The organism is Streptomyces griseoluteus (assembly GCF_004784465.1).
Taxonomy (GTDB): Bacteria; Actinomycetota; Actinomycetes; order Streptomycetales; family Streptomycetaceae; genus Streptomyces; species Streptomyces griseoluteus.
On the sequence record NZ_SRRU01000007.1, the window covers coordinates 110270 to 135531 of the forward strand.

The window sequence follows — 25262 nt, forward strand, 5'->3', positions numbered from 1 at the left end:
CTCAGAGCACGCTCGTCATGCCGCCGTCGACGTAGAGCACCTGGCCGGTGACGAAGTCGGCGGCGGGGGAGACCAGGAACAGCAGCCCGCCGACCAGGTCCTCGGTACGCCCCCAGCGCCCGGCCGGGGTCCGCCCCCGCACCCACGCGCTGAACTCGGCGTCCTCGACCAGCGGCCGGGTCAGCTCGGTCTCGATGTAACCGGGCCCCAGCCCGTTGACCTGCACGCCCTGCGGACCCCAGTCCGCGCACATGCCCTTGGTGAGCATCTTCAGCGCGCCCTTGGTCGCCGCGTACGGCGCGATGCCGGGGCGGACCACCTCGCTCTGCAGCGAGCACACGTTCACGATCTTGCCGCGGCCGCGCCGGGTCATCCGCCGGGCGGCCTCGCGGCCGGTGAGGAACGCGCTGGTGAGATTGGTGTCGAGGATGCGGTGCCAGTCGGAGTCGGTGAACTCCAGGAGCGGCGCCCGCAGTTGCATCCCGGCGTTGTTGACCAGGATGTCCAGCGGGCCCACCCGCTCCTCGACCTCGGCGATCCCGGCGGCCACCGAGGGGCCGTCGGTCACGTCGAACACCGCCGTGTGCACCAGGCCGCCCGGCAGTTCCGCCGCGGCCCGCGCGAGGCGGTCACCGTCACGTCCGTTGAGGACCACGGTGCAGCCCGCCTCGGCGAGACCACGGGCCAGGGCGAGTCCGATGCCCCGGCTGGAACCGGTGACCAGGGCCGTACGGCCGCTGATGTCGAAGAGAGGGTGAGCCGTCATCGCCGCTCCTAGATGACCAGTGACAGCAGCAGGACCAGGGCGCCGGCGACCACCGAGATGATGGTCTCCATCACCGACCAGGTCTTCACCGTCTGGCCGACACTCAGGCCGAAGTACTCCTTCACCAGCCAGAAGCCGGCGTCGTTGACATGGCTGAAGAAGAGCGAACCGGCGCCGATGGCCAGCACCAGCAGGGCGGTGTGCGTGGTCGACATGTCGGCCGCGAGCGGCGCGACCAGACCGGCCGCCGAGACCGTCGCCACCGTGGCGGAGCCGGTCGCGAGGCGGATCGCCACCGCGATCAGCCAGGCCAGCAGCAGCGCCGGGATCGACCAGTCCTTGGAGATGTCCAGGATCATCTGGCCCACACCGCAGTCGATCAGCGTCTGCTTGAAGCCACCGCCCGCGCCGACGATCAGCAGGATGCCGGCGATCGGCATCAGGCCCTTCTCGACGGTCTGCTGGAGTCGGCCCTTGGTGAAGCCCGCGGGGCGGCCCAGCGTGAAGAAGCCGACGATCACCGCGGCGAGCAGCGCGATCAGCGGGGAGCCGACCACGTCGAAGACCCGCTGGGTCATGTTGGCCGGGTCGTCGATGACGATGTCCACCAGGGCCTTCGCCAGCATCAGCACCACCGGCAGCAGCACGGTGGCCAGCGTGGCGCCGAAGCCCGGACGGCGCTCAAGGCTCTCCGAGGCGCGCTCCGGGATCATCCGGTCCGGCGCCTGGACGTCCACCCAGCGGGCGGCGACCTTGGAGAACAGCGGACCGGCGATGATCACGGTCGGGATGGCGACCACGATGCCGAGCGCCAGGGTGACACCCAGGTTGGCCTTGACCGCGTCGATCGCGACCAGCGGGCCGGGGTGCGGCGGGATGAGGCCGTGCATCACGGACAGACCGGCCAGCGCCGGGATGCCGATGCGCATCAGCGAGTAGTTGCCGCGCCGGGCGACCATCAGGACGACCGGGATCAGCAGCACGATGCCGACCTCGAAGAACAGCGGCAGACCGATCACGGACGCGATGAGCACCATGGCCCACGGCATCGCACGGCCGCCCGCCTTGGCGAGGATCGTGTCGACGATCTGGTCGGCGCCGCCGGAGTCGGCGAGCAGCTTGCCGAGGATCGCGCCGAGCGCGATCAGCACACCGACACCGGCGACGGTGCTGCCCAGGCCGGTCGTGAAGCTCACGATCGCCTTGTCGAGCGGGGCACCGGCCACCGCCGCGAGCACCAGCGAACCGATGGTCAGGGCCAGGAAGGCGTGCAGCTTGAACTTGGTGATGAGAAAAACGATGACGGCGATGCCCGCCAGGACGGCTATGCCCAACTGGGCGTGGCCGGCCGAGGTGATCGGCTGGACGGTGTCCGCTGCCAGCATCTCGACGCTGAGTCTGGTCACGGGATTCCCTTGCGGTTACGGGGATTCGGGGGACATGAGGGGGGTGGAGAAAAGGGGGTACTGCGGGTACTGCGTTTACTGCGGTCCGTCGAGGGGGACTACGCGGCGGCGAACGCGGCCAGAGCCTCGGCCGCCCGCTCGGTGATCTCCTCGGGGGACCCGCTGACGTCGACGGCGACACCCGCCTCGTCCGCCTGGAGCGGCTGGAGCGTGGCGAACTGCGAGTCCAGCAGCGCGGTCGGCATGAAGTGGCCCTGACGCTGGGACATCCGGCTCTCGATCAGCTCACGGCTGCCGGTCAGGTGCACGAACACCACACCGGGGGCCTCGGCCCGCAGCCGGTCGCGGTACGACCGCTTCAGCGCCGAGCTGCTGACCACCCCGCCGAGTCCCGCCCGGCCGTGCGCCCAGCGCCCGATGGCATCGAGCCACGGCCACCGGTCGGCGTCTTCCAGGGGGGTGCCCGCCGACATCTTGTCGATGTTCGCCTGCGGGTGGAAGTCGTCGCCCTCGGCGTACGGGACGCCCAGCCGGGCGGCGAGCAAAGGACCGATCGTGGTCTTGCCCGTCCCGGCGACGCCCATCACGACGACGACCTGGGGGGTGCGCATGACTGCCTCGCTGTCTTCTTCGACATCGACGCCGTACTCCGGCGTCGATGTACTGAAACCCATTAGGTACGACAAATTCAAGTGGGTGTGACATATAAGTCTGACTTTTTATGGCTGTGATCCAGGCCGTACGCTGAGTGCATGAGCACACCGGGCCGGGGGCTGCACGGCCGCGTACTGGACACCCTCGGCCCCGCGATCACGGCGGGCGAGTACCCGCCGGGCAGCGTGCTGCGTACCGACGAACTCGCTCAGCAGTTCGACGTCTCCCGCTCCGTCATGCGCGAGGCGGTGCGCGTGCTGGAGTCCATGCACCTGGTCGCCTCCCGTCGCCGCGTCGGCGTCACCGTCCGTCCCAAGCACGAGTGGAACGTCTACGATCCGCAGGTCATCCGCTGGCGCCTCGCGGGCGCCGACCGCCCGCACCAACTGCGCTCGCTGACCGTGCTCCGCTCCGCGATCGAGCCGGTCGCGGCGGGCCTGACCGCCCGCAACGCCACCGCCGAGCAGTGCGCCGAACTCACCGAGTGCGCCCTCGGCATGGTCGCCAACTCACGCGGCCACAAACTGGACCAGTACCTGATCCACGACATCGCCTTCCACCGGATCATCCTCACGGCGTCCGGCAACGAGATGTTCGCCCGGCTCGGGGACGTCGTCGCCGAGGTCCTCGCGGGCCGCACCCATCACGACGTGATGTTCGCCGACCCCGACCCGCCGGCTGTCACCCTGCACGTCCGGGTCGCCGAGGCCGTCCGCGCCGGCGACAGCGCCCGCGCGGAGGAACTGACCAGGGAGATCACCGTGGGCGCGCTCCAGGAACTCGACATCCTGGTGCCGTAGGGCGGGGTTCAGTCGAGGAACTCCCCGTCGACGTACACCCAAGCCCCGTCCACCCGCTCGAACCGGCTCCGCTCATGCAGCGAACCGCCCCGGTACGAGGCCCGGAACGTCACGGTCCCGGTCGAGTGGAAGGCCGAACCGCCCTCGGTGTCCAGGATCTCAAGACCCGTCCACCGCATCCCGGGATCGAGGTCGAGCTCTTCGGGCCGCGTCCGCGGATGCCAGGTCCGCACCAGATACGCCACGTCCCCCACCACGAACGCGCTGTACCGCGACCGCATCAGCGCCTCCGCGCTCGGCGCGGCGACGCCCCCCGAATGGAACCGCCCGCAGCAGTCGGCGTAGCCCCCCGGCAGTCCACAGGGGCAGAAGGCGGGAGCGGCGGTACGGGAAGGCGTACGGGAGGTGCGACGGGCCATGCGCGCCATTGTGCCGGACCGCGCCCGGACCCCGGAAAAGCAGAAGGACCCCTGATCAACAGGGGTCCTCCAGTGGTGTCCGAGGGGGGACTTGAACCCCCACGCCCGATAAAGGGCACTAGCACCTCAAGCTAGCGCGTCTGCCATTCCGCCACCCGGACAAGGTGTCTGTCGTGCGGGGTGTGCCCCGCGGCGACGAAGGAAACATTACCAGGCTTTCGAGGGTGTCCGATCACCCCCGGCCCGGCCCCCCGCTGTGTGAACGCCCTGTGGCGGGGTGGACGGGAACGGGCCGGGCAGGGGGAGGATGGGGGTGACCCACCAGCAGTGACAGCGGGAGGAAGCAGCGTGAGCGAGACGGACACGGCCAGGGGCGTCACCGGTGAGGACGAGGTCGTGGACCTCTGCCGCGAGCTGATCCGGTTCGACACCAGCAACTACGGCGACCACTCCGGCCCCGGCGAGCGCGCCGCCGCCGAGTACGTCGCCGGGAAGCTCGCCGAGGTCGGCCTGGAGCCCAAGATCTTCGAGTCGCATCCGGGGCGCGCGTCCACCGTCGCCCGCATCGAGGGCGAGGACCCCTCCCGGCCGGCACTGCTGATCCACGGCCACCTGGACGTCGTACCGGCCAACGCGGACGACTGGACTCACGACCCCTTCTCCGGCGAGATCGCCGACGGGTGCGTGTGGGGGCGCGGGGCCGTCGACATGAAGGACATGGACGCGATGACCCTGGCGGTCGTCCGCGACCGGCTGCGCAGCGGGCGCAAGCCCCCGCGCGACATCGTCGTCGCCTTCCTCGCCGACGAGGAGGCGGGCGGCACCTACGGCGCCCGGTACCTGGTCGACAACCACCCCGAGCTGTTCGAAGGCGTCACCGAGGCGATCAGCGAGGTCGGCGGGTTCTCCTTCACGGTGAACGAGCAGCGGCGGCTCTATCTGATCCAGACGGCCGAGAAGGGCATGCACTGGATGAAGCTGACCGTGGCCGGCACCGCCGGGCACGGTTCGATGATCCACCGGGACAACGCCATCACCGAGCTGTCCGAGGCGGTCGCCCGCGTCGGCCGCCACAAGTTCCCGGTACGGGTCACCAAGACCACCCGCGCCTTCCTGGACGAACTCGGCGACGCGCTCGGCACCGAACTCGACCCCGAGGACATGGAGTCGACCCTCGCCAGGCTCGGCGGCATCGCCAAGCTCATTGGCGCCACCCTCAGCAACACCGCCAACCCGACCCAGTTGACCGCCGGTTACAAGGTCAACGTCATCCCCGGCGAGGCCACCGCACACATCGACGGCCGGTTCCTGCCGGGCCATGAGGATGAGTTCCTCACCGACCTCGACCGGCTGCTGGGCCCGAACGTGCGGCGCTCGGACGTCCATGCGGACAAGGCCGTCGAAACCAGCTTCGACGGTGCCCTCGTGGAGGCCATGCAGTCCGCACTGCTGGCCGAGGACCCGATCGCGCGTGCGGTGCCGTACATGCTCTCCGGCGGTACGGACGCCAAGTCGTTCGACGACCTCGGTATCCGCGGCTTCGGCTTCGCGCCGCTCAAGCTGCCCCCGGAGCTGGACTTCGCCGGGATGTTCCACGGCGTGGACGAGCGGGTTCCGGTCGACGGGCTGCAGTTCGGCGTGCGGGTGCTCGACCGGTTCATCGACGCCTCCTGACGGACGCCGCCGTGGGTAATCAGGCAGGCGTACGAGATCAACTGAGAAGAGTGAATGCGACGATAAGCTCGTAGCTCGATTACTCCCTCCTCGTTACTCGTGATGTGACCCCGCACCTTGGGGCCGCCTTTCCAACTAGGAGGAATAATGATCAAGAAGGTCGTCGCTGCCGCGGTTGCCACCGGTGGACTGGTCCTCGCGGGTGCGGGCATGGCCGCCGCCGACGCCGGTGCCGGCGGTGCCGCCGTGGGTTCGCCGGGCGTCCTGTCCGGCAATGTCGTCCAGGTGCCGGTGCACGTTCCGGTGAACGTCTGCGGCAACACGGTCGACGTGATCGGGCTCCTGAACCCCGCCTTCGGCAACGCCTGCGTCAACGACTGACGTCAGCCCTTCACAAGGCGTCTTCAGCGAACCGTCGGCCCCGGAAGCGCGATTCCCGCGCTCCGGGGCCGACCGGTTCCGCACCCAGTCGAAGCAGGTACATCCCAGGGGGGATCAGAACATGCGACAGGGCACCCGTAAGGGCCTGATGACGATGGCGGCCGCGACCGGAGTGATCGCGGCGGCCAGTGGATACGCGCACGCCGACGCGGGCGCGGCCGGCTCCGCCGCCCGCTCGCCCGGCGTGCTGTCCGGCAACACCGTGCAGGTCCCGGTCCACGTACCGGTGAACGCCTGCGGCAACACCGTCGACGTGGTGGGCCTGCTCAACCCGGCCGTCGGCAACGCCTGCGGCAACGGCGCGCGCGGTGCGTCGGGGGGAGCGCACGCGGGCGCCCGCACCACCGACTCACCGGGGGTCGGCTCCGGGAACACCGTCCAGGTGCCGGTGGACGTGCCGGTCAACCTGTGCGGGAACAGCGTCGATGTGATCGGCGTGGGGAATCCGGCCGGGGGCGATCAGTGCGGGAACGGGGGGCACGGGCGGGAGCATGGGACTCCGCCGGGCCGGCCCGGCAATCCGGGGACGCCGGGGCATCCGGGCCACCCCGGCGGACCCGGGCACCACGGGGACTGCCCGCCCGGACACCAGGGACACCACCCCGGTCACCCTGGGACTCCAGGCAACCCCGGCCACCCTGGGAACCCCGGCACTCCTGGGAACCCCGGCACTCCAGGCAACCCTGGGAATCCCGGTACGCCCGGCAACCCTGCGCACCCCGGAACTCCGGGCAGCCCCGGTCAGCCGAGCAACCCCGGCACGCCCACCACCCCCTCCACCGGCGGGGGCCACACCCCGCAGGGGGCCTCCCAGGCCGGCTACGGCCACGCCTCAGGCGGGCAGCTCGCGCACACCGGTGACGACCTGCCCCTCGGCCTCGCGCTGTCGGCCGGCGCGGGCGCGGTCCTCGCGGGCGCGGTCCTGTACCGCAAGGCGCGCAACGCGGCCTGACCCGACGGGCCACCCGTAAGAGCCGGCCACTCGCAGGACGGAGCGGGCCCCTGCCGCAGGACGGCGGGGCCCGCTTCCGGTCATGTGCTCCCGCTCACCACGTGGCCCGCACCTGGCGGATGATCCGCCGGCGCAACCGCACCCTGCGGCTGCCGTCGCGCATGAGGCTCAGTCGGTCCAACTCCCAGTGTCCGTACTCGGCATGGTCCGTGAGTAGACGCGTCGCCTCCTTGCGGGACACCCCGCGGGGGACGTACACGTCGACAAATTCGTATTCCGGCATCGCATCTATTGTGCGGGCTGGTGCCCGGTACGGATAGCGTCTGCACTATGTCTGATGCTGCGCAGCCCACCGCTGCCGAGGTACGCGCCGCCGCCGAGGCGGTCAAGACCGCGCTCGACCGCCACCTGGCGGCCGTCGAACGCAGGACGGGTGACGACGACCCGGCCGTCCACGAGGCGTTCAATCAGCTTGCGGCGGCCGGCGAGGTGTACGACGAGCTGCTCTACGACCGCTACGACGAGGTCACCCCCTTCGAGATCCCCGGAGCCGACGACTCGCTGCCGCCGTACACGGGCCCGGAGGAGCCCCACGCCGTCAGCGTCCTGATCCGCCGCGACTACACGGTGGCCGAGCCCCCGCGGCTGCTGGCCCAGGCCCAGCGGGTGGAGGCCGCCGAGTTCGAGGACGCCCTCACCGAGGACGACACCGCGAACACGGTCCCCGGCGCGCTGGGCATCCTGTTCGGCGAGTTCGAGCCGGACGAGATCGCGTCCCGGCACCGTGAGTTCGGTCTCGCGGAGGGTGACTCCACCCTCTGGGTCACCGCGGCGGAGGAGGCGGCCGAGCCCGGCGAATGGCTGGAGGCCCCGTTCGAGGAGGCCGACCCGCAGCATGTGATCTGCCGCTTCGACGTCAGCGCGGTCTTCGACCGGGACGACAGCGACGACGACGCCGACGTGCCGGGCACGCTCCTGGAAGAGCTGGCCGACGACGATCTGGAGCCGCTCGACCGCGACCGGTGAACGCGCGGCGGTGCCCGTACCGGAGCACTCCGGTACGGGCACCGCCGTGTCCGGGCTCAGCCCGCCGGAGGGAGCTGCACGCGCAGCAGCGTCCGCAGCCGGGTCGTACGCGGCTTGGCCACGCTCTCCGCGACCGCCCTCGGCAGCGCCTGCTCCACACCGTGGACGACGGACAGGTGCCGGTCCGCCCGGCCGAACGCGGTGTACACCCACGGCCTGGTCAGCACGTTCGCCGCGTCACCGGGGAGCACCACCACGGCGGCGGGCCAGCGGCCGCCCACCGCCTGGTGCGCGGTCAGCGCCCAGCCGTGCCTGACCCGGCTCTCCACCAGCTCCCGGGGGACGACCACGGGCGCGCCCGCGCACTCCAGGTGCAGCCCCTCCGCGTCCGCGCGGACCACACGCCCCGGCACCGTACGGCCCGGCGCGGGGGAGTGGACGATCCGGTCGCCGGGGTCGAAGCCGCCGAAGCGGCCGGGGCCGGGGTTCAGCCGCTCCTTCAGGACCGTGTTGAGCGCGCGGGTGCCGGCGGCGCCGCCGTGGCCCGGCGTGATCACCACTGTCTCCTCGGGCGGGACCCCGAACGCGCGCGGCACCGAGTCAGCGACCAGCTGCACGGTGCGGTGCACCGCCTCGCCCGCGTCCCGGACCGGGACGATCACGATCTCCTTGCCGGGTGCCTCGACCTGGACCAGCTCGCCCACCCCGATGCCCGAGACCAGTTCACCGAGCGGGCCGGGGTCGGGGACGCGGGAGGCGACCTGCGGGCAGGCGGGGACGGCGAGCAGGTCGGCGAAGACCCGGCCCGGACCGGCCGACCACAGCACCGCGGGGTCGCCGCTGAGCACGAGGCGTGCGCCGTCGGGCAGCGACTCGGCCAGCATCGCGGCGGCCTCCACGTCCAGCTGGGGCGCGTCCAGGACGATCAGCAGGTCCAGGTCCAGCGCGCCCTCCGCGTCGCGGCCCGGGCCCGAGGCGCCGGACAGCAGGCCCGCGACCGTGCCCACGGCTCCGCCGGGCTCCTCGCCCAGGTACGCGGCGAGGCGCCGGGCGCCGTCGGGGGTGTGGCAGACCGCGAACGCGCGCAGGCCCGCCGCGCGGGCGGCGCCGAGCAGCGCGGCGGGTTCGGATCGGGCCGCCTCGCCGCCGGTGTGCAGTACCAGGCCGTGCCCGGCGACCTGGCGGGCCAGGTCGGCCGCGCCCCTGGTCAGCGCGCCCACGGCCGCCTCCCAGGGCTCCTCGGTCTCCTTGGGCACCGAGTTCACCAGCCGGGCCAGCGCGTCCGCGAGGCTCTCCTCGGCGAGGGCGTACCGCTCCAGACCGGCGAGGACACGGACCGGGACCTCCTCCTCGTCCGTCCCGGCCGCGGCCGACTGGGCTCCGGGTTCCTCCAGGGCGTCCTGGAAGACCAGGGCGTCGCCCTCCGCGAGCGCGCTCTGCACCGCCTCGTCGGGGTCCGGCACCGTCCGCTTGCCGAGAGCCTCGGTGAGGGCGGGCAGGTCCAGCGCGGTGTGCCCGGCGACGGCGGCCTGCTCCAGCAGCCACACCGTCAGCGCGCGCCCGCGCCGCTCGTCGTCCGGACGGCACTCCGCGCCCAGCAGGGCCCGCGCGAACCCGTCCGCCTGCTCCGGCCGCACTCCCGCGACCCGCAGCAACTGCCAGGGATCGGCGCGCAGCGTGTCCTCGGCACCGTCCCCGAGGGCGGCCGCCGCCTGCGGCGCCAACGCCTCCGGCGCTCCACCCTCGGCAAGCACCGCCCACACCGCCCCCACGGTCTCCGCGTCCGGCGCGGCCGTCACCGGCACGGGCTCCGGTCGCCGCACCGGCTCCGGCGCGGGCCGCCGGGGCGCGGGAGCGGCCTCGACGAAGGTGGGCGCGCTCGCCTTCTCCCCGCTCTCCACGGCCCGCACGGCGGCCAGCAGATCAGCCGCCCTGCCGCTCAGCTTCCCCCCGCTCTCCACAGGCCCCTGCCGCTCCGCCTTGCGCCGGGCGATCCGCTCCCGCTCCACCCGCTGAGCAGCCAACTCGGCTTCAGCCTCGGAGGGAGCACTCGCACCCTCAGCGGAGCCCGACGCACCGGCCTCGGCCGCCGGGCCGCCGTTCTCCACGTCGCCGGCGTCCACTTCGGCTCCGCCGTCCCCGGTCCCGGAGACCGCGCCCGCGTCTTCGGGGGCCCCGGCGGACGGCGTCCGGGCAGACGCATCGGCGCCGTCCGTGCGGCCACCGCTCCTCGGCTCACCGTCGTCCGGCGCGCCGGCATCGTCCCGGCGGTCGCCGGCCGTCTCGGCCGCCTGGGCAGTGGGCTCCGCACCGCCCCCGGACACCTCGGCCCCGCCGTCCCCGGCAGCCCCCGTCGCGACTTCCGTCGCTCCGCCGGAGGTGCCCTCGGCCGGGGTGGGGGCCGGGGAAGCGGCCCCTTCCGTGTCGCCGGCAGGCGTCTGCTCCGTGGTCACAGGGTGCTCCAGTCGTGATCGGGGTAGCGGTGCACCGGGGCCGACACGTCGTCCAGCGCCCGGCAGATCTCGTCAGGAAGACTAAGCGCCTCCACTGACAACGCCGCCGCGAGCTGCCGTGCGTTGCGCGCGCCGACGACCGGGGCGGTGACACCGGGTCTGTCCCGGACCCAGGCGAGGGCCACCTGGAGCGGGGTCACCGCGAGCCCGTCGGCGGCCGTGCTGACCGCGTCCACGATCCGGCTCGCGGTGTCGTCGAGATACGGCTCGACGAAAGGCGCCATGTGCTCGGAGGCACCGCGCGAGTCGGACGGCACACCGCCCCGGTACTTCCCGGTCAGCACGCCCCGGCCCAGCGGGGAGGAGGGCAGCAGGCCGACGCCGAGGTCGAGCGCGGCGGGGAGCACCTCGCGCTCGGCGCCCCGCTGGAGCAGGGAGTACTCGAGCTGGGTCCCGGCCAGCCGGGTACGGACGCCCGGCGCGGCGAGCTGCCAGGTGGCGGCCTTGGCGAGCTGCCAGCCGCAGAAGTTGGACACCCCCGCGTACCGCGCGCGCCCGCTGCTGACCGCGAGGTCGAGCGCCTGGAGCGTCTCCTCCAGGGGGGTGGAGGGGTCATGGCAGTGGATGTGCCACAGGTCGACATGGTCGGTGCCCAGCCGCTCCAGCGAGGCGTCGAGCGCGGCGAGCAGATGCCCGCGGGAGCCGTCGGCCGGGCGGTCGGGATCGGGCACGCTGCCGGCCTTGGTGGAGATCACCAGGTCCTCGCGGGGCACCAGGGAGTCCGTCAACCGCCCGAGCAGATACTCGGCCGCCCCGTCGCCGTACACGTCCGCGGTGTCGACGAGGGTGCCGCCCGCTTCCCAGAACGCCTTCAGCATGTCCGCGGCGTCGTGCTCCTCGGTGTCCCGGCCCCAGGTGAGGGTGCCGAGTCCGATCCGGGACACGCGCAGGCCGGTACGGCCGAGATGCCTCTGCTCCATGAGCGCGAGATTACTGGCCAGAGCTGCTGCCGTGGGTTGCCTGTGGACAACGGGACCCGGCCGCGACACCCGGCCGGAACACCCCCGTGACACCCGGCCGGGGTGGGCCGCGCGGGAAAGGATCGCTAAGGTCGGCCGCAGATACGTTACTTGCGAGTAAGGGGATCGGCATGCAGCTCGGGATCAACCTCGGCTACTGGGGCGCCGGGATGGACGGGGACAACCTGGCCGTGGCGCAGGAGGCCGACCGGCTCGGCTACAGCGTCTGCTGGGCCGCCGAGGCGTACGGCTCCGACGCCGCCACGGTGCTCACCTGGGTCGCCGCGCAGACGGAGCGGATCGACGTGGGCTCCGCGATCTTCCAGATCCCGGCCCGCCAGCCCGCCATGACGGCGATGACCGCGGCGACCCTGGACTCCCTGTCCGGCGGCCGCTTCCGCCTCGGCCTCGGCGTCTCCGGCCCCCAGGTCTCCGAGGGCTGGTACGGCGTCAAGTTCGACAAGCCGCTCGCCCGCACCCGCGAGTACGTGGACATCGTCCGCAAGGCGATGACCCGCGACCGCCTGTCGTACGAGGGTGAGCACTGGACGCTGCCGCTGCCCGGCGGCCCCGGCAAGCCGCTCAAGCTGACCGTGCACCCCCAGCGCGAGCACATCCCGCTCTACATCGCCGCCATCGGCCCGAAGAACCTGGAGCAGACCGGCGAGATCGCCGACGGCGCCCTGCTGATCTTCCCCTCCGCCGAGCACCTGGAGGACACCGCCGTCTCCTACCTGCGCGCGGGCCGGGAGAAGGCGGGCAAGACCCTCGACGGCTTCGACATCTGCCCCACCGTGCCGCTCGCGCTCGGCGAGGACGCCGACGTGACCCGGCTCGCGGACACCTTCCGTCCCTACACCGCGCTCTACGTGGGCGGCATGGGCAGCCGCAAGCAGAACTTCTACAACCGGCTCGCCCAGCGCATGGGGTACGAGAAGGAGGCCGCCGAGATCCAGGACAAGTACCTGGCCGGTGACAAGGACGGCGCCGCGGCCGCCATCCCGCACGACCTCATCGACAAGACCACCCTGCTCGGCTCGGTGGACCGCATCGCCGACCGGATGGCGGCCTATGCGGCGGCCGGCGTCACGACTCTCACCCTCGCCCCGGCCGGCTTCACCCTGGAGGAGCGGCTCGCGGCCCTGCGCGGCGGCGCCGAGGCCCTGGAGCGCGCCGGCCTCGCCTGACGCCGGCCGGGGGAGAGGCTCGCGGCCGTGGTGGGGGCTCGGGGGGTCTTCCCCGCCACGGCCGTCACGGGGAACAACGCGCCGGGCCGGACGCGGTTACGCCCCCACGCGTCCCTCCTTCGGCCCAGCGCGGATGTCCTCCTGTTGCGCGCCCCCTTGACCCGCATTTGACTACTTCTCTGCGGAATCGTGCAGAGAGGGGCCCCGCGATGCTTACGGCCAAAAGCCTGTTCCAGGAGATCCTCGACGACGACGCGTCCTTCCGGCTCTTCTGCTCCATCGCCGCCGGCGGCGAGTCCCAGGGCGGCTGGGAGAACGGCAGGATCGCCGCCCTGGTCCCCGAGAGCGCACGCGGGCTGGCGCCCCGGATCGCCCGGCACGGCGCCGACGAGGACAAGCACGGCCGCATCTTCGAGGCCCTGTTGCGCAAGCGCGGCCTGAAGCCCGTGGAGGTCCCGCCCGACACCGACTACACGATGCTCCTCGAACGCCACGGCATCGGGCTCGCCCACGACAAGCTCAAGGCCGACTGGCCGCTGACCGAGCAGGACATCGTCACCTACCTCGCGCACAGCCGGGTCACCGAGCAGCGGGCCTCCGAGCAGATGCGGATGCTCCTCAGGCACTTCGGCGACCATCCCGACCTCGGCCGCGCGGTGCGCATGATCTCCCACGACGAGGACAACCACCTGGCCTACTGCCACGAGGAACTCCTTCGCCTGGCGTACCAGGGCCACGGCCGGACCATCCAGCGCATCCTGCGCCAGAGCGCGCTCGCGGAGATCCGGATCTACCGGGACGTCAGCCTCGCCGTCATGGCGCACATGGGCCGCCTCCTTCGCTGGTCGGCCGCGAGGAACGCGCTCCTCGCGGCCGGCATCCACGCCCTGTACGCGTGGGAGCGGGCCGTCGGCTGGCGCCGCATGGTCACCCTGGAGATGCCCGAGCGGCGCGACGCCCTCGGCGGGGCCGCCCCCAGGGCGACCGAACTCGTGTGAGCTACAACCAGCCGCGCCGCTTGAAGTTCCGGTACAGCAGCAGCTCCAGCACCACCATCACCGCGACCACCGCGGGGTAGCCCCACACCCAGTGCAGCTCCGGCATGTGCTCGAAGTTCATGCCGTAGACGCCCGCTATCAGCGTCGGGATCGCGGCCATCGCCGCCCAGGACGAGATCTTGCGCATGTCGTCGTTCTGCCGCACACCCATCTGCGCCAGATGCGCGGAGAGGATGTCGGACACCAGCCGGTCCAGGCCCTCCACCGACTCGTTGACGCGGGTCAGGTGGTCGTTGACGTCCCGGAAGAACGGCCGCGCCGAGGTGTCCACGAACGGCACCGGGGTCGCGGACGGCCCCATCCCCGCCAGCCGGGTCATCGGCACCGTCAGCGGCACCGTCGCCCGGCGGAACTCCAGCACCTGCCGCTTGAACAGGTAGATCCTGGAAGCGGTGTCCCGTGACCCGGCGTCGGACGGGGAGAACACGTCCGCCTCCAGCTCCTCCAGGTCCGTGCCCAGCTCGGTCGCGACATCCAGGTACTGGTCCACGGTGGCGTCCGCCACCGCGTACAGGACGGAGGTCGGGCCGTGCCGCAGTTTGTCCGGGTCCTCCTCCAGCCGCCGCCGTACCTCCGGCAGCGGGGAGGGCTCGCCGTGCCGCACCGTCACCACGAAGGAGTCGCCGAGGAAGAGCATGACCTCGCTCGTGGTCACCGTGTCGCGCGCCGACTCGTAGGCCACCGGCTTCAGCACCACGAACAGCGAGTCGTCGTACGTCTCCAGCTTCGGGCGCTGGTGGGCCTTCAGGGCGTCCTCGACCGCCAGCGGGTGCAGCCCGAAGACCTTGCGGACCTCTTCGAAGTCGTCCGCAGCCGGATCGTGCAGCGCGATCCACACGAACGCGTCGTCGGACGCGCGCGCCTCCCGCAGGGCTTTCGCCGGGTCGTCGGACGAATCGGTCCGACGCCCGTCACGGTAGATGGCACAGTCGAAGATCACGGAGCGCATTCTCCCGCCGTCCTGCCCCGAACGTACTCAGGGTCTCCATCATTGTGCGCCCCCGGTCACCGCCCGGGGGCGCCGGTCTACGCTGGGCCGCATGCCCACCCTGATCCTCGTTAGGCACGGCCGTTCTACCGCCAACACCGCGGGGCTCCTCGCCGGCTGGACCCCCGGCGTCGCCCTCGACGAACGCGGCGCCGAGCAGGCCGCCGCCCTGCCGGGCCGCCTCGACGCCCTGCCGCTGGCCGAGATCGTCGTCAGCCCCCTCCAGCGCTGCCAGGAGACCATGCGGCCACTGCTGGACGCCCGCCCCGATCTCACTCCCCGCACCGACGACCGGATCGGGGAGTGCCACTACGGCGACTGGTCGGGCCGCAAACTGGCCGAGCTGAAGGACGAACCCCTCATGGAGGTCGTCCAGACGCACCCGTCCGCCGCCGCCTTCCCCGGCGGTGAGTCCCTGCGCGAGATGCAGACCCGCGCGGTCGCGGCCGTACGCGACTGGAACGCGCGCGTGGAGAGCGAGCACGGCCCCGACGCCGTGTACCTGATGTGCTCCCACGGCGACATCATCAAGTCGATCGTCGCCGACGCCCTCGGCCTCCATCTCGATCTGTTCCAGCGCGTCTCGGTGGAGCCCTGCTCGGTCACCGCGATCCGCTACACCCGGCTGCGGCCCTATCTGGTCCGCCTCGGCGAGACCGGCGACCTCGCCTCGCTGGCCCCCCGCGAGACGCCCCCCGACGACGACGCACCGGTCGGGGGCGGTGCGGGCGCACCGTGATCGCCGCCCGCAGTAGGGTGAGGCGGTCGGCCGCACGGTGTGCCCGCACGCCCGTACCGACCACTTGAACCGCTCGAACGATCACCGAACCCAATGGAGACAGGACGTGTCCCGTCAGGTGTTCCTCTACGACCCGCCGGACCGCTTCGTGGCCGGCACGGTCGGACTGCCCGGACGCCGTACGTTCTTCCTCCAGGCCACCGCGGGCCCGCGGGTGACCAGCGTGGCCCTGGAGAAGGCCCAGGTCGCCGCGCTCGCCGAACGCATGGACGAGCTCCTCGACGAGGTCGTGCGGCGCAGCGGCGGCAATGCCGCGGTGCCCGCCGTCGCCCCGGCCGAGATCGCCGACACCGGCCCGCTGGACAGCCCCGTCGAGGAGGAGTTCCGCGTCGGCACCATGGCGCTCGCCTGGGACGGCGAGGAACAGCGCATGGTCGTCGAGGCCCAGGCCCTGGTGGAACTGGACGCCGAGACCGCCGAGGACCTCGCCGAGGCCGAGGAACGCCTCCTCCAGGACGAGGAGAACGGACCCCCGATGCTGCGGGTCCGGCTCACCGGCGCGCAGGCCAGGGCCTTCGCCAAGCGCGCCCTGGACGTCGTCAACGCCGGGCGGCCGCCGTGCCCGCTGTGCAGCCTCCCGCTCGACCCGGAAGGACACGTATGTCCGCGCCAGAACGGATACCGCCGGGGAGCGTGAGCGCCGCGGACACGGAAACCGGCGCGGACGCCGCCGAACTGCTCGCCCACGGCGAGCTGACCGTACGCGGCCGCATCCGGGACGCCTCCAACGCCGCCCTCTTCTGCACCGTCACCCTCGACGGCCAGGAGGCCACCTGCGTGTACAAGCCGGTCGCCGGGGAGCGCCCGCTGTGGGACTTCCCCGACGGCACCCTGGCCGGCCGTGAGGTCGCCGCCTACGAGGTGTCCAAGGCCACCGGCTGGGACCTGATCCCGCCGACCGTGCTGCGCGAGGGGCCCTTCGGCGAGGGCATGTGCCAGCTCTGGATCGATGTGAGCACCGGCGCCGAACTCCTCGCGCTCGCCGAGGGCGAGGAGGCCGGGCCCGGCTGGAAGGCCATCGGTCTCGCCGAGGTCGGCGAGGGCCGCACCGCCCTGCTCGTGCACGCCGACGACGACCGGCTGCGCCGCCTCGCCGTCCTGGACGCCGTGATCAACAACGCCGACCGCAAGGGCGGCCACCTCCTGCCCACCGTCGCCGGGCACCTCTACGGCATCGACCACGGCGTCTCCTTCAACGCCGAGAACAAGCTCCGCACCCTGCTGTGGGGCTGGGCGGGCGAACCCCTCACCGAGGACGCCGTCGAGGTCCTCGCCTCCTTGCGCGACAGCCTCGCCGAGGGCGGAACCCTGGCCGCGAAGCTCGCTCCGCTGCTCACCCCGGCCGAGATCGACGCCACCCGCGCCCGCGTCGACAACCTCCTCGCCACCGGCCGCCACCCCGAGCCCACCGGTGAGTGGCCCGCCATCCCCTGGCCCCCGGTCTAAGCCGGGCGGGCACGGACGAGCACAGCCGGACGCCCCGCGCAAGAGCGCCCATCCGGCCATCCGGCCGCCTTGGGCGCGATCCGGTTCGTAGCCCCAGCTCATGGCCGGTTACGCTCATGTACATGCATGCCTGGCCCGCTTCCGAGGTCCCCGCCCTGCCTGGTCAGGGCCGCGACCTGAGGATTCACGACACCGCGACCGACGGTCCGGTCACCCTCGACCCCGGTCCCGTCGCCCGGATCTACGTCTGCGGCATCACGCCGTACGACGCGACCCACATGGGTCACGCGGCGACCTACAACGCGTTCGACCTCGTCCAGCGCGTGTGGCTCGACACCAAGCGGCAGGTCCACTACGTCCAGAACGTCACCGACGTCGACGACCCGCTGCTGGAGCGCGCGACCCGCGACGGCGTCGACTGGGCCGACCTCGCCGTGCAGGAGACCACCCTGTTCCGCGAGGACATGACCGCCCTCAGGATGCTCCCGCCCCAGCACTACATAGGCGCGGTCGAGGCCATACCCGGCATCGTCCCGCTCGTGGAACGGCTGCGGGACCTCGGCGCGGCCTACGACCTCGACGGCGACATCTACTTCTCCGTCGACGCCGACCCGCACTTCGGCCAGGTCTCGAACCTGGACGCGGCCGCCATGCGCGTGCTGTCCGCCGAGCGCGGCGGCGACCCGGACCGGCCCGGCAAGAAGAACCCGCTCGACCCGATGCTGTGGCTCGCGGCCCGCGAGGGCGAGCCGAGCTGGGACGGCGGCACGCTCGGCCGGGGCCGCCCCGGCTGGCACATCGAGTGCGTCGCCATCGCGCTGGACCACCTGGGCATGACCTTCGACGTCCAGGGCGGCGGCTCCGACCTCGCCTTCCCGCACCACGAGATGGGCGCCTCCCACGCCCAGGTGCTCACCGGCGAGTTCCCCATGGCCAAGGCGTACGTGCACGCCGGCATGGTCGGCCTGGACGGCGAGAAGATGTCGAAGTCGAAGGGCAACCTCGTCTTCGTCTCCGCGCTGCGCCGCGACGGCGTCGACCCGGCCGCCATCCGGCTCGCCCTGCACTCCCACCACTACCGCTCCGACTGGGAGTGGACCGACCAGGTGCTCCAGGACGCCGTGGACCGTCTCGGCCGCTGGCGCGCCGCCGTCTCCCGCCCGGACGGCCCCTCGGCCGACGCACTGGTGGACGAGGTCCGCGAGGCCCTGGCGAACGACCTGGACGCGCCCGCCGCGCTCGCGGCCGTGGACCGCTGGGCGGCCCGTCAGGAGGCGGAGGGCGGCACGGACATCGGCGCCCCGGGCCTGGTCAGCCGCACCGTGGACGCGCTGCTCGGCGTGGCACTCTGAGCGGGTTGAGCTGAGGGACGAGCGGGGGCGGTACCCGACCGGGTACCGCCCCCGCTTTCTCAGTCCTCCGAGCCGTCCGGCTCGTCGCCGCCCTCGGACGCGCCCGGCGCCTCCGGCTTCGGGGGCTTGGGCGGACGGGTACGGCCGCTCGGCGTGTCCCGGCGGTACGGCCCGCTCTCCGAACCCTCCGCCGTGGCGTGGCCGCCGGGGCCGCCGACGTCCCGGCGCCGCAAGTACCGCTCGAACTCGCGCGCGATGGCCTCGCCGGACGCCTCCGGCAGCTCGGCGGTGTCGCGGGCCTCCTCCAGCGTCTGCACGTACTCCGCGACCTCGCTGTCCTCGGCCGCCAGCTGGTCCACGCCCGTCTGCCAGGCCCGCGCGTCCTCGGGCAGCTCGCCCTGCGGTACACGCAGGTCGAGCAGGTCCTCGAGACGGTTCAGCAGCGCCAGCGTGGCCTTGGGGTTGGGCGGCTGGGAGACGTAGTGCGGCACCGCGGCCCACAGCGACACCGCGGGCACCCCGGCGTGCGTGCACGCCTCCTGGAGCACTCCGACGATGCCCGTCGGGCCCTCGTACTTGGTCTCCTCCAGGTTCATCCGGCGCGCCAGGTCACCGTCCGAGGTGACCCCGCTGACCGGGACCGGGCGGGTGTGCGGGGTGTCGCCGAGCAGCGCGCCCAGGATCACCACCAGCTCCACGCCGAGTTCGTGGGCGAAGCCCAGCAGTTCGTTGCAGAACGAGCGCCAGCGCATCGACGGCTCGATGCCGCGCACCAGCACCAGGTCACGGGGCTTGTCCCCGCCGACGCGGACCACCGACAGCCGTGTCGTCGGCCAGGTGATCTTGCGTACGCCGCCTTCCATGAAGACCGTGGGGCGGTTCACCTGGAAGTCGTAGTAGTCCTCGGCGTCCAGCGCCGCGAACACCTCGCCCTTCCACTCGCGTTCCAGATGCGCGACCGCCGTGGAGGCGGCGTCACCGGCATCGTTCCAGCCCTCGAACGCGGCCACCATGACTGGGTCGATCAGCTCGGGAACACCCTCCAGCTCGATCACCCAGTGCCTCCTTCCGACGTGCTCTCGCCTGACCACCCAACCTTACGGCGTCCTACGGGAGCCTCAGCAGCCCCCTCACAAGGGGCTGAACGGATCACTGCCCCGAACCCCGGCCCCGAACACCCCGCGGCGGAGCCTGCTCCCAGGCACCGTCCACCGGACCGCCCTGGCTCCGCACCCCTGCCCCGCCGCCCGCCAGGTGCGACTGCAGCCGCAGGTGCCGGAACTCGAAGCACGCGCCCGACCTGCGCAGCACACCCGGTGGGCGTCCTTTAGGAACGCCATCAGCCGCCACGAGGCCGAGGCGGCGCCGCGTCCGCGCCGTACTGTCGGAAAGATCCGTTTTAGCCGTAGACAGGGTGGTGAACGCACCCTTTGAAACACGTTCGAGGGAGCGCGCGGGAGTGTTCGGGGGCGGATGGAGGCGCGGACACGCGCCAGGGGCGGTTCCGCCGAAACGGAAACGCCCCTGGGAAGCGCCTGTCACTGCTTCTTGTCGAGCACCTCACCCACCCGCGCGCGCACCTCGTCCGTGGCCAGGCCGCGGATGGTGAGCGTGGTGCGGCGGCGCAGCACGTCGTCCGGGGTCTCGGCCCACTCGTGGTCGCGGGCCCAGACCACCTGCGCCCAGATCTCCGGCGCGTCGGGGTGGACCCGCTCGGCCAGCTCCGGGTGCTCGTTGGCCAGGCGGGCGATGTCGAAGGCCAGCGAGCCGTAGTGGGTGGCCAGGTGGCGGGCGGTGTCGGCGCCCATGCGCGGACCGGGCGCCGGACGGTCCACCAGCAGCCGGTGCTCGACCGCGCGCGGGTTGGCCACACCGGGCAGCGGCAGCCGCTTGGGCAGCTCCGACACCGGCTCGAAGTCGTCACCGAGCGGGCGGCCCGGCAGCTCCTCCAGCTTCTTCAGCACGGTCCGTCCGATGTGCCGGAACGTGGTCCACTTGCCGCCCGCCACCGAGAGCATCCCGCCCGGACCCTCGGTGACCACGGTCTCCCGCTTGGCCTTCGCGGTGTCACCGGGCCCGCCGGGCAGCACACGCAGTCCGGCGAAGGAGTAGGTGATCAGATCCCGCTGGAGCTGCTGGTCCCGGACGGAGAACGCGGCCTCGTCCAGGATCTGGGATATGTCCGACTCGGTGACCGACACGTCCCCCGGGTCACCCTCGTACACCTCGTCGGTGGTGCCGAGCAGCAGCATGTCCTCCCACGGCAGGGCGAACGTGATGCGGTACTTGTCGATCGGGGTGGCCAGCGCCGCCTTCCAGGGGGCGGTGCGCTTCAGGACCAGGTGCGCGCCCTTGGACAGGCGGATCGAGGGGGCCGCGTGCGGGTCCTCCATCCGGCGCAGGTGGTCCACCCAGGGACCGGTCGCGTTCAGCACCAGACGGGCGTCGACGCCGAACTCCTCGCCGGTGAGCCGGTCCTTCAGCTCGGCGCCGGTGACCCGGCCGCGCGTGGTGCGCAGCCCGGTGACCTCGGCGTGGTTCAGCACGACCGCGCCCGCGTCGACGGCCGCGCGGACCGTCATCAGCGCCATGCGGGCGTCGTTCATCTGGTCGTCGCCGTACACGGCCACGGCCTTCAGGTTGTCGGTGCGCAGCTCGGGCACGTCCTGCGCGGCCTTGGCCGGCGAGAGCAGGTGCCCCACGCCGTCGCCGAACGCGGAGAGCGCGGAGTAGGCGAACACGCCCGCGCCGAGCTTGGCCGCGCTGTGCGGGCCGCCCTTGTACACCGGCAGGTAGAAGGTGAGCGGGTTCGCCAGGTGGGGGGCCACCTGGCGGGAGACCGCGCGCCGTTCGAAGTGGTTCTCCGCGACCAGCTTCACCGCGCCGGTCTGGAGGTAGCGGAGCCCGCCGTGGAGCAGCTTGGAGGAGGCGGAGGAGGTGGCTCCGGCGAAGTCGCCGGCGTCGACCAGCGCCACCCTGAGCCCGGACTGCGCGGCGTGCCAGGCGGTGGAGATGCCCAGGATGCCGCCGCCGATCACTAGGAGGTCGTACGACGCCCGCGCGAGCTGCTCCCGGGTCTCGGCGCGGCTCGGGTTGGAGCCGGAGGCCGGGTGCGTGCCCAGGGCAGGTACGGACTGCAGGGTGGTGGGACTGGTCATGTCGGGTACTTCACTCCTCGTCGGAGCCGGACCTGGCGGGTCAGCTCTCGTCCTCGAGCCAGCCCATGGACCGTTCGACGGCCTTGAGCCAGTTCTTGTACTCACGGTCGCGGGTCTCCGCGTCCATGCGGGGGGTCCACTCGGCGGCCCGGCGCCAGTTGGCGCGCAGCTCGTCCGTGCCGGACCAGAAGCCGACGGCGAGACCGGCGGCGTAGGCGGCACCGAGACAGGTGGTCTCGGCGACCATCGGGCGCACCACGGGGGCGTCGAGCACGTCCGCGAGCTGCTGCATCAGCAGGTTGTTCGCGGTCATGCCGCCGTCCACCTTGAGCGTGGTCAGCTCGACCCCGGAGTCCTTCGTCATGGCGTCCGCGATCTCCCGCGTCTGCCAGGCGGTGGCCTCCAGGACGGCGCGCGCGAGGTGCGCCTTGGTCACGTACCGGGTCAGGCCGGCGATCACACCGCGGGCGTCGGAGCGCCAGTGCGGGGCGAACAGGCCGGAGAAGGCCGGTACGAAGTAGGCGCCGCCGTTGTCCTCGACCGAGAGCGCGAGGGTCTCGATCTCGGCGGCGGTGGAGATGAGGCCCATCTGGTCGCGCATCCACTGCACCAGCGAGCCGGTGACGGCGATGGAGCCCTCGAGGGCGTACACGGTCGGCTTGTCGCCGATCTTGTAGCCGACGGTGGTGAGCAGGCCGGCGTAGGAGTTGATGATCTTCTCGCCGGTGTTCATCACCATGAAGGTGCCGGTGCCGTAGGTCGACTTGGTCTCGCCCTCGGAGAAGCAGGTCTGGCCGAACAGGGCCGCCTGCTGGTCGCCGAGCGCGGAGGCGACCGGGGTGCCGCCGAGCAGGTCGCCGAGGCTGCCGCCGGTGATCTCGCCGTAGACCTCGGCGGAGGAGCGGATCTCGGGGAGCATCTGCTCCGGCACCCCGATGGACTCGCAGATCTTCTTGTCCCACTCCATGGTGTGCAGGTTCATCAGCATGGTGCGCGAGGCGTTGGTGACGTCGGTGACGTGCTGGCCGCCGTTGACACCGCCGGTCAGGTTCCAGATGACCCAGCTGTCCATGGTGCCGAAGAGGATGTCGCCGGCCTCGGCGCGCTCCCGCAGGCCCTCCACGTTGTCCAGCAGCCAGCGGGCCTTGGGCCCGGCGAAGTAGGACGCCAGCGGCAGGCCGGTCTCGCGGCGGAAACGGTCCTGGCCGACGTTGCGGCCCAGCTCGCGGCAGAGGGCGTCGGTACGGGTGTCCTGCCAGACGATGGCGTTGTGGACGGGCTCACCGGTGTTCTTGTCCCACAGCACGGTCGTCTCGCGCTGGTTGGTGATGCCGATGGCCTTGATGTCGTCGCGCGTGATGTTCGCCTTGGCGATGGCGGAGGCGACGACCTCCTGGACGTTCGTCCAGATCTCGTTCGCGTCGTGTTCGACCCAGCCGGGCTTGGGGAAGATCTGCTCGTGCTCCTTCTGATCGACGGAGACGATGCGGCCGTCCTTGTCGAAGACGATGCAGCGCGAGGAGGTCGTGCCCTGGTCGATCGCCGCGATGAAGGGGCCTGCGGTGTGGGCGTCGGTCACTTTGTGCTCCTGGGAGATCCGAGGTGAGGGTGGCGGTGTGTACGGCGCTTACTCGAATAATCGGTGCTTTTCGCGCAAATCGTTACTCATCAAGCAAAAGCGACGTTGTAGATGCCCGCCGCGATCGCGGCGCCGATGAGTGGACCGACGACCGGCACCCAGGCGTAGCTCCAGTCCGAACCACCCTTGTTGGGCAGCGGCAGCAGCGCGTGCACGATGCGCGGTCCGAGGTCACGCGCGGGGTTGATCGCGTATCCCGTCGGACCGCCGAGCGACAGGCCGATCGAGACGACCACCAGGGCCGTGATCAGCGCGCCCACCGGGCCCAGACCGTTGCCCTCGTTGTTCAGGCCCTGCGTGAGGACCGCCAGCACCAGCACGATCGTGCCGATGATCTCCGTCAGAAGGTTCTGCACCGCGTTCCGGATCTCCGGACCGGTGGAGAAGATGCCCAGTACCGGGCCCGCGGCCGCCTCCTCGGCCTCGACCGCCTTGACCGTGTCCTGCGCGCCGGGCCCGCCGACGATCTCCTGGTCGGTCAGGTGGGCGCGGAACTGGCCCAGGTAGGCCACCCAGACCAGCGTCGCGCCGATCATCGCGCCCAGCAACTGGCCGCCCCAGTACGCGGGGAGCGTGCCGTAGTCGTGGTCCTTGATCGCCAGCGCGAGGGTCACGGCCGGATTGAGATGCGCGCCGGAGAGGGGCGCCGAGGTGTAGACGGCCGTCAGAACGGCGAAACCCCACCCGAAGGCGATGGCCAGCCATCCGGCGCCGCGCGCCTTGGACGCCTTCAGTGTCACGGCGGCACACACGCCGCCACCGAGCAGGATGAGAACGGCGGTACCTATGGTCTCGCCGATGAAGATGTCGGAGCTGGACACCCGCGACTCCTTTGTCATTGGTCCAGGGAAACCCGGCCCTTGGCGCTGCCCCACCCTAACGCGTAATACCGATAGGTGTTCGACAATGCCGACCGATGGACGGGAGTCTCGCTTTCGGCGCGCGCACGCGTCAAGAGTTCCGGGGGCGAAAAAAAGCACAGAACGCCGGATCGTTACGGACGGGGGCACAGCAGACCGGTCCTCCGCGGAAGGCCGTGCTCAGAAGCGGGCGGCGCCCAGGTCGCGGGAGACCGCGCGGGCGCAGTCCCGCACCGCCGCGACCAGCTCCGGACGCGGCTCGCCGTCCCGGCACAGCCGCTCCACGGCGCCGGCGATCCCCACCGCGCCCACCGGCATCCGGCGCCGGTCGTGGATCGGCGCGGCGATCGACGCCACGCCCTCCCAGGTCTCCTCCAGGTCGGCCGCGTACCCGCGCGCCCGCGTGAGGTCCAGGAGGTGCTCGAACTCCTCCGGCGCGCACACCGTACGGTCGGTGAACGCCTTGCGGGAGGAGTCCAGCGCCTCGCTGTGGGCCACCGGGTCGTAGGCGGCGAGCACCTTGCCGAGCGCCGTGGAGTGCAGGGGCTGCATCGCACCGATCTCCAGCACCTGACGGCTGTCGTCCGGGCGGAAGACGTGGTGCACGATCAGCACGCCCTGCTGGTGCAGCACGCCCAGGTACACGCTCTCCCCGCTGGAGCGGGCCAGGTCGTCGGTCCACACCAGGGCCCGCGCCCGCAGCTCGTGCACGTCCAGGTAGGTGGTGCCCAGCCGCAGCAGCTCCGCGCCCAGCTGGTAGCGGCCCGAGGCCTCGTCCTGCTCCACGAAGCCCTCGTGCTGGAGGGTGCGCAGGATGCCGTGCGCGGTGCCCTTGGCCAGGCCCAGCGACGAGGCGATGTCGGAGAGGCCGAGCCGCCGCTCGCCGCCCGCGAGCAGGCGCAGCATCGCGGCCGCCCGTTCGAGCGACTGGATGTTCCGTGCCATCGCCGTCCTGCCTCCGTCCGCATCGGCCACCGCCGAGCCATCCCTCACGCGTTCGGCAATGCCGAACATTACCGGTCCATGTCGATCTCCCGCCAATGAGCAGGGGTTGGGCCGGCACACCCGTCGGGTTCCGGCCACCGCACCCACCGGCCGGACTCCGCCATCCGCGTCCGTGTCGTGGACGCCTGTGCCCATCCAAGCCCACTGGCGGTTACTCTGG

General features: G+C 72.0%; 24 protein-coding genes and 1 tRNA gene. 11 read left to right on the forward strand and 14 right to left on the reverse strand.

Annotation, left to right across the window (positions count from 1 at the left end; translation table 11 throughout):
- Position 1: 1 nt before the first annotated feature.
- The 3 genes from E5082_RS19920 to E5082_RS19930 form a co-directional block, all read right to left on the reverse strand.
- The gene (locus E5082_RS19920; RefSeq protein ID WP_135792611.1) at positions 2-766 is read right to left on the reverse strand and encodes an SDR family oxidoreductase; all 765 of its coding nucleotides are present in this window, start codon (positions 764-766) and stop codon (positions 2-4) included.
- Positions 767-774: 8 nt separating this feature from the next.
- The gene (locus tag E5082_RS19925; RefSeq protein ID WP_135792612.1) at positions 775-2172 is read right to left on the reverse strand and encodes a GntP family permease; all 1398 of its coding nucleotides are present in this window, start codon (positions 2170-2172) and stop codon (positions 775-777) included.
- A 98-nt stretch (positions 2173-2270) separates the two neighbouring features.
- Entirely contained in the window at positions 2271-2783 is a 513-nt protein-coding gene (locus E5082_RS19930; protein WP_135792613.1) for a gluconokinase, read from the reverse strand.
- Between the two features lie 141 nt (positions 2784-2924).
- Here E5082_RS19930 and E5082_RS19935 point away from each other — a divergent pair, with 141 nt between their 5' ends.
- Positions 2925-3626 (forward strand): FadR/GntR family transcriptional regulator, encoded by a 702-nt coding sequence (locus tag E5082_RS19935; RefSeq protein ID WP_086693408.1) that lies wholly within the window; start codon positions 2925-2927, stop codon positions 3624-3626.
- 8 nt (positions 3627-3634) lie between these two features.
- On the opposite strand, the gene E5082_RS19940 is transcribed toward E5082_RS19935, so the two are convergent.
- A complete protein-coding gene (locus E5082_RS19940; RefSeq protein WP_373310085.1) occupies positions 3635-4045 on the reverse strand; it encodes a YchJ family protein in 411 nt (136 codons plus the stop codon).
- A gap of 73 nt (positions 4046-4118) precedes the next feature.
- Positions 4119-4206, reverse strand: a tRNA-Leu gene (locus tag E5082_RS19945).
- A gap of 187 nt (positions 4207-4393) precedes the next feature.
- Between E5082_RS19945 and E5082_RS19950 the strand changes: the two genes are divergently transcribed.
- From E5082_RS19950 to E5082_RS19960, 3 genes are all read left to right on the forward strand, one after another.
- Positions 4394-5719 (forward strand): M20/M25/M40 family metallo-hydrolase, encoded by a 1326-nt coding sequence (locus tag E5082_RS19950; RefSeq protein ID WP_135792614.1) that lies wholly within the window; start codon positions 4394-4396, stop codon positions 5717-5719.
- 147 nt (positions 5720-5866) lie between these two features.
- Entirely contained in the window at positions 5867-6100 is a 234-nt protein-coding gene (gene chpH, locus E5082_RS19955) for a chaplin ChpH (RefSeq protein ID WP_135792615.1), read from the forward strand.
- Positions 6101-6221: 121 nt separating this feature from the next.
- Entirely contained in the window at positions 6222-7112 is an 891-nt protein-coding gene (locus tag E5082_RS19960) for a chaplin family protein (RefSeq protein WP_135792616.1), read from the forward strand.
- 94 nt (positions 7113-7206) lie between these two features.
- Here E5082_RS19960 and E5082_RS19965 read toward each other — a convergent pair whose 3' ends face one another.
- Positions 7207-7395, reverse strand: a complete 189-nt coding sequence (locus tag E5082_RS19965; protein WP_046732800.1) for a DUF5703 family protein — start codon at positions 7393-7395, stop codon at positions 7207-7209.
- A 47-nt stretch (positions 7396-7442) separates the two neighbouring features.
- On the opposite strand from E5082_RS19965, the gene E5082_RS19970 reads away from it, so the two are divergent.
- Positions 7443-8138, forward strand: a complete 696-nt coding sequence (locus tag E5082_RS19970) for a hypothetical protein (protein ID WP_135792617.1) — start codon at positions 7443-7445, stop codon at positions 8136-8138.
- Positions 8139-8194: 56 nt separating this feature from the next.
- Here the strand turns inward: E5082_RS19970 and E5082_RS19975 are convergent, their stop codons facing one another.
- Entirely contained in the window at positions 8195-10591 is a 2397-nt protein-coding gene (locus E5082_RS19975; protein ID WP_167514107.1) for an ATP-dependent DNA helicase, read from the reverse strand.
- Positions 10588-11571, reverse strand: a complete 984-nt coding sequence (locus tag E5082_RS19980) for an aldo/keto reductase (RefSeq protein ID WP_135792619.1) — start codon at positions 11569-11571, stop codon at positions 10588-10590. The genes E5082_RS19975 and E5082_RS19980 overlap by 4 nt, the downstream gene beginning before the upstream one ends.
- A 170-nt stretch (positions 11572-11741) precedes the next feature.
- Here E5082_RS19980 and E5082_RS19985 point away from each other — a divergent pair, with 170 nt between their 5' ends.
- Both E5082_RS19985 and E5082_RS19990 read left to right on the forward strand, forming a co-directional pair.
- The gene (locus E5082_RS19985; protein ID WP_030812647.1) at positions 11742-12797 is read left to right on the forward strand and encodes an LLM class F420-dependent oxidoreductase; all 1056 of its coding nucleotides are present in this window, start codon (positions 11742-11744) and stop codon (positions 12795-12797) included.
- A 209-nt stretch (positions 12798-13006) separates the two neighbouring features.
- A complete protein-coding gene (locus E5082_RS19990) occupies positions 13007-13795 on the forward strand; it encodes a ferritin-like domain-containing protein (RefSeq protein ID WP_135792620.1) in 789 nt (262 codons plus the stop codon).
- A gap of 1 nt (position 13796) precedes the next feature.
- On the opposite strand, the gene corA is transcribed toward E5082_RS19990, so the two are convergent.
- The gene (gene corA / locus E5082_RS19995) at positions 13797-14795 is read right to left on the reverse strand and encodes a magnesium/cobalt transporter CorA (protein WP_135792621.1); all 999 of its coding nucleotides are present in this window, start codon (positions 14793-14795) and stop codon (positions 13797-13799) included.
- 100 nt (positions 14796-14895) lie between these two features.
- Between corA and E5082_RS20000 the strand changes: the two genes are divergently transcribed.
- The 4 genes from E5082_RS20000 (at position 14896) to mshC (ending at position 18440) form a co-directional block, all read left to right on the forward strand.
- On the forward strand, positions 14896-15582 hold the full coding sequence (locus tag E5082_RS20000) for a histidine phosphatase family protein (RefSeq protein WP_135792622.1): 687 nt from the start codon (positions 14896-14898) through the stop codon (positions 15580-15582).
- Positions 15583-15688: 106 nt separating this feature from the next.
- Positions 15689-16279: a DUF3090 domain-containing protein gene (locus tag E5082_RS20005; RefSeq protein ID WP_135792623.1), complete on the forward strand. Its 591-nt coding sequence runs from the start codon at positions 15689-15691 to the stop codon at positions 16277-16279.
- Positions 16243-17088, forward strand: coding sequence for an SCO1664 family protein (locus E5082_RS20010; protein WP_135792624.1), 846 nt, complete (start codon positions 16243-16245; stop codon positions 17086-17088). The genes E5082_RS20005 and E5082_RS20010 overlap by 37 nt, the downstream gene beginning before the upstream one ends.
- 122 nt (positions 17089-17210) lie before the next feature.
- On the forward strand, positions 17211-18440 hold the full coding sequence (gene mshC / locus E5082_RS20015) for a cysteine--1-D-myo-inosityl 2-amino-2-deoxy-alpha-D-glucopyranoside ligase (protein WP_135792625.1): 1230 nt from the start codon (positions 17211-17213) through the stop codon (positions 18438-18440).
- A gap of 59 nt (positions 18441-18499) precedes the next feature.
- Here the strand turns inward: mshC and E5082_RS20020 are convergent, their stop codons facing one another.
- From E5082_RS20020 to E5082_RS20040, 5 genes are all read right to left on the reverse strand, one after another.
- On the reverse strand, positions 18500-19495 hold the full coding sequence (locus E5082_RS20020; RefSeq protein WP_135792626.1) for a PAC2 family protein: 996 nt from the start codon (positions 19493-19495) through the stop codon (positions 18500-18502).
- A 483-nt stretch (positions 19496-19978) separates the two neighbouring features.
- The gene (locus tag E5082_RS20025) at positions 19979-21598 is read right to left on the reverse strand and encodes a glycerol-3-phosphate dehydrogenase/oxidase (protein WP_135792627.1); all 1620 of its coding nucleotides are present in this window, start codon (positions 21596-21598) and stop codon (positions 19979-19981) included.
- Positions 21599-21638: 40 nt separating this feature from the next.
- Positions 21639-23177: a glycerol kinase GlpK gene (gene glpK, locus E5082_RS20030; RefSeq protein ID WP_135792628.1), complete on the reverse strand. Its 1539-nt coding sequence runs from the start codon at positions 23175-23177 to the stop codon at positions 21639-21641.
- Positions 23178-23266: 89 nt separating this feature from the next.
- Complete coding sequence (locus tag E5082_RS20035; RefSeq protein WP_135792629.1) at positions 23267-24058, reverse strand: MIP/aquaporin family protein; 792 nt, start codon at positions 24056-24058, stop codon at positions 23267-23269.
- A gap of 219 nt (positions 24059-24277) precedes the next feature.
- Positions 24278-25042 (reverse strand): IclR family transcriptional regulator, encoded by a 765-nt coding sequence (locus E5082_RS20040; RefSeq protein WP_135792630.1) that lies wholly within the window; start codon positions 25040-25042, stop codon positions 24278-24280.
- Positions 25043-25262: the final 220 nt, after the last annotated feature.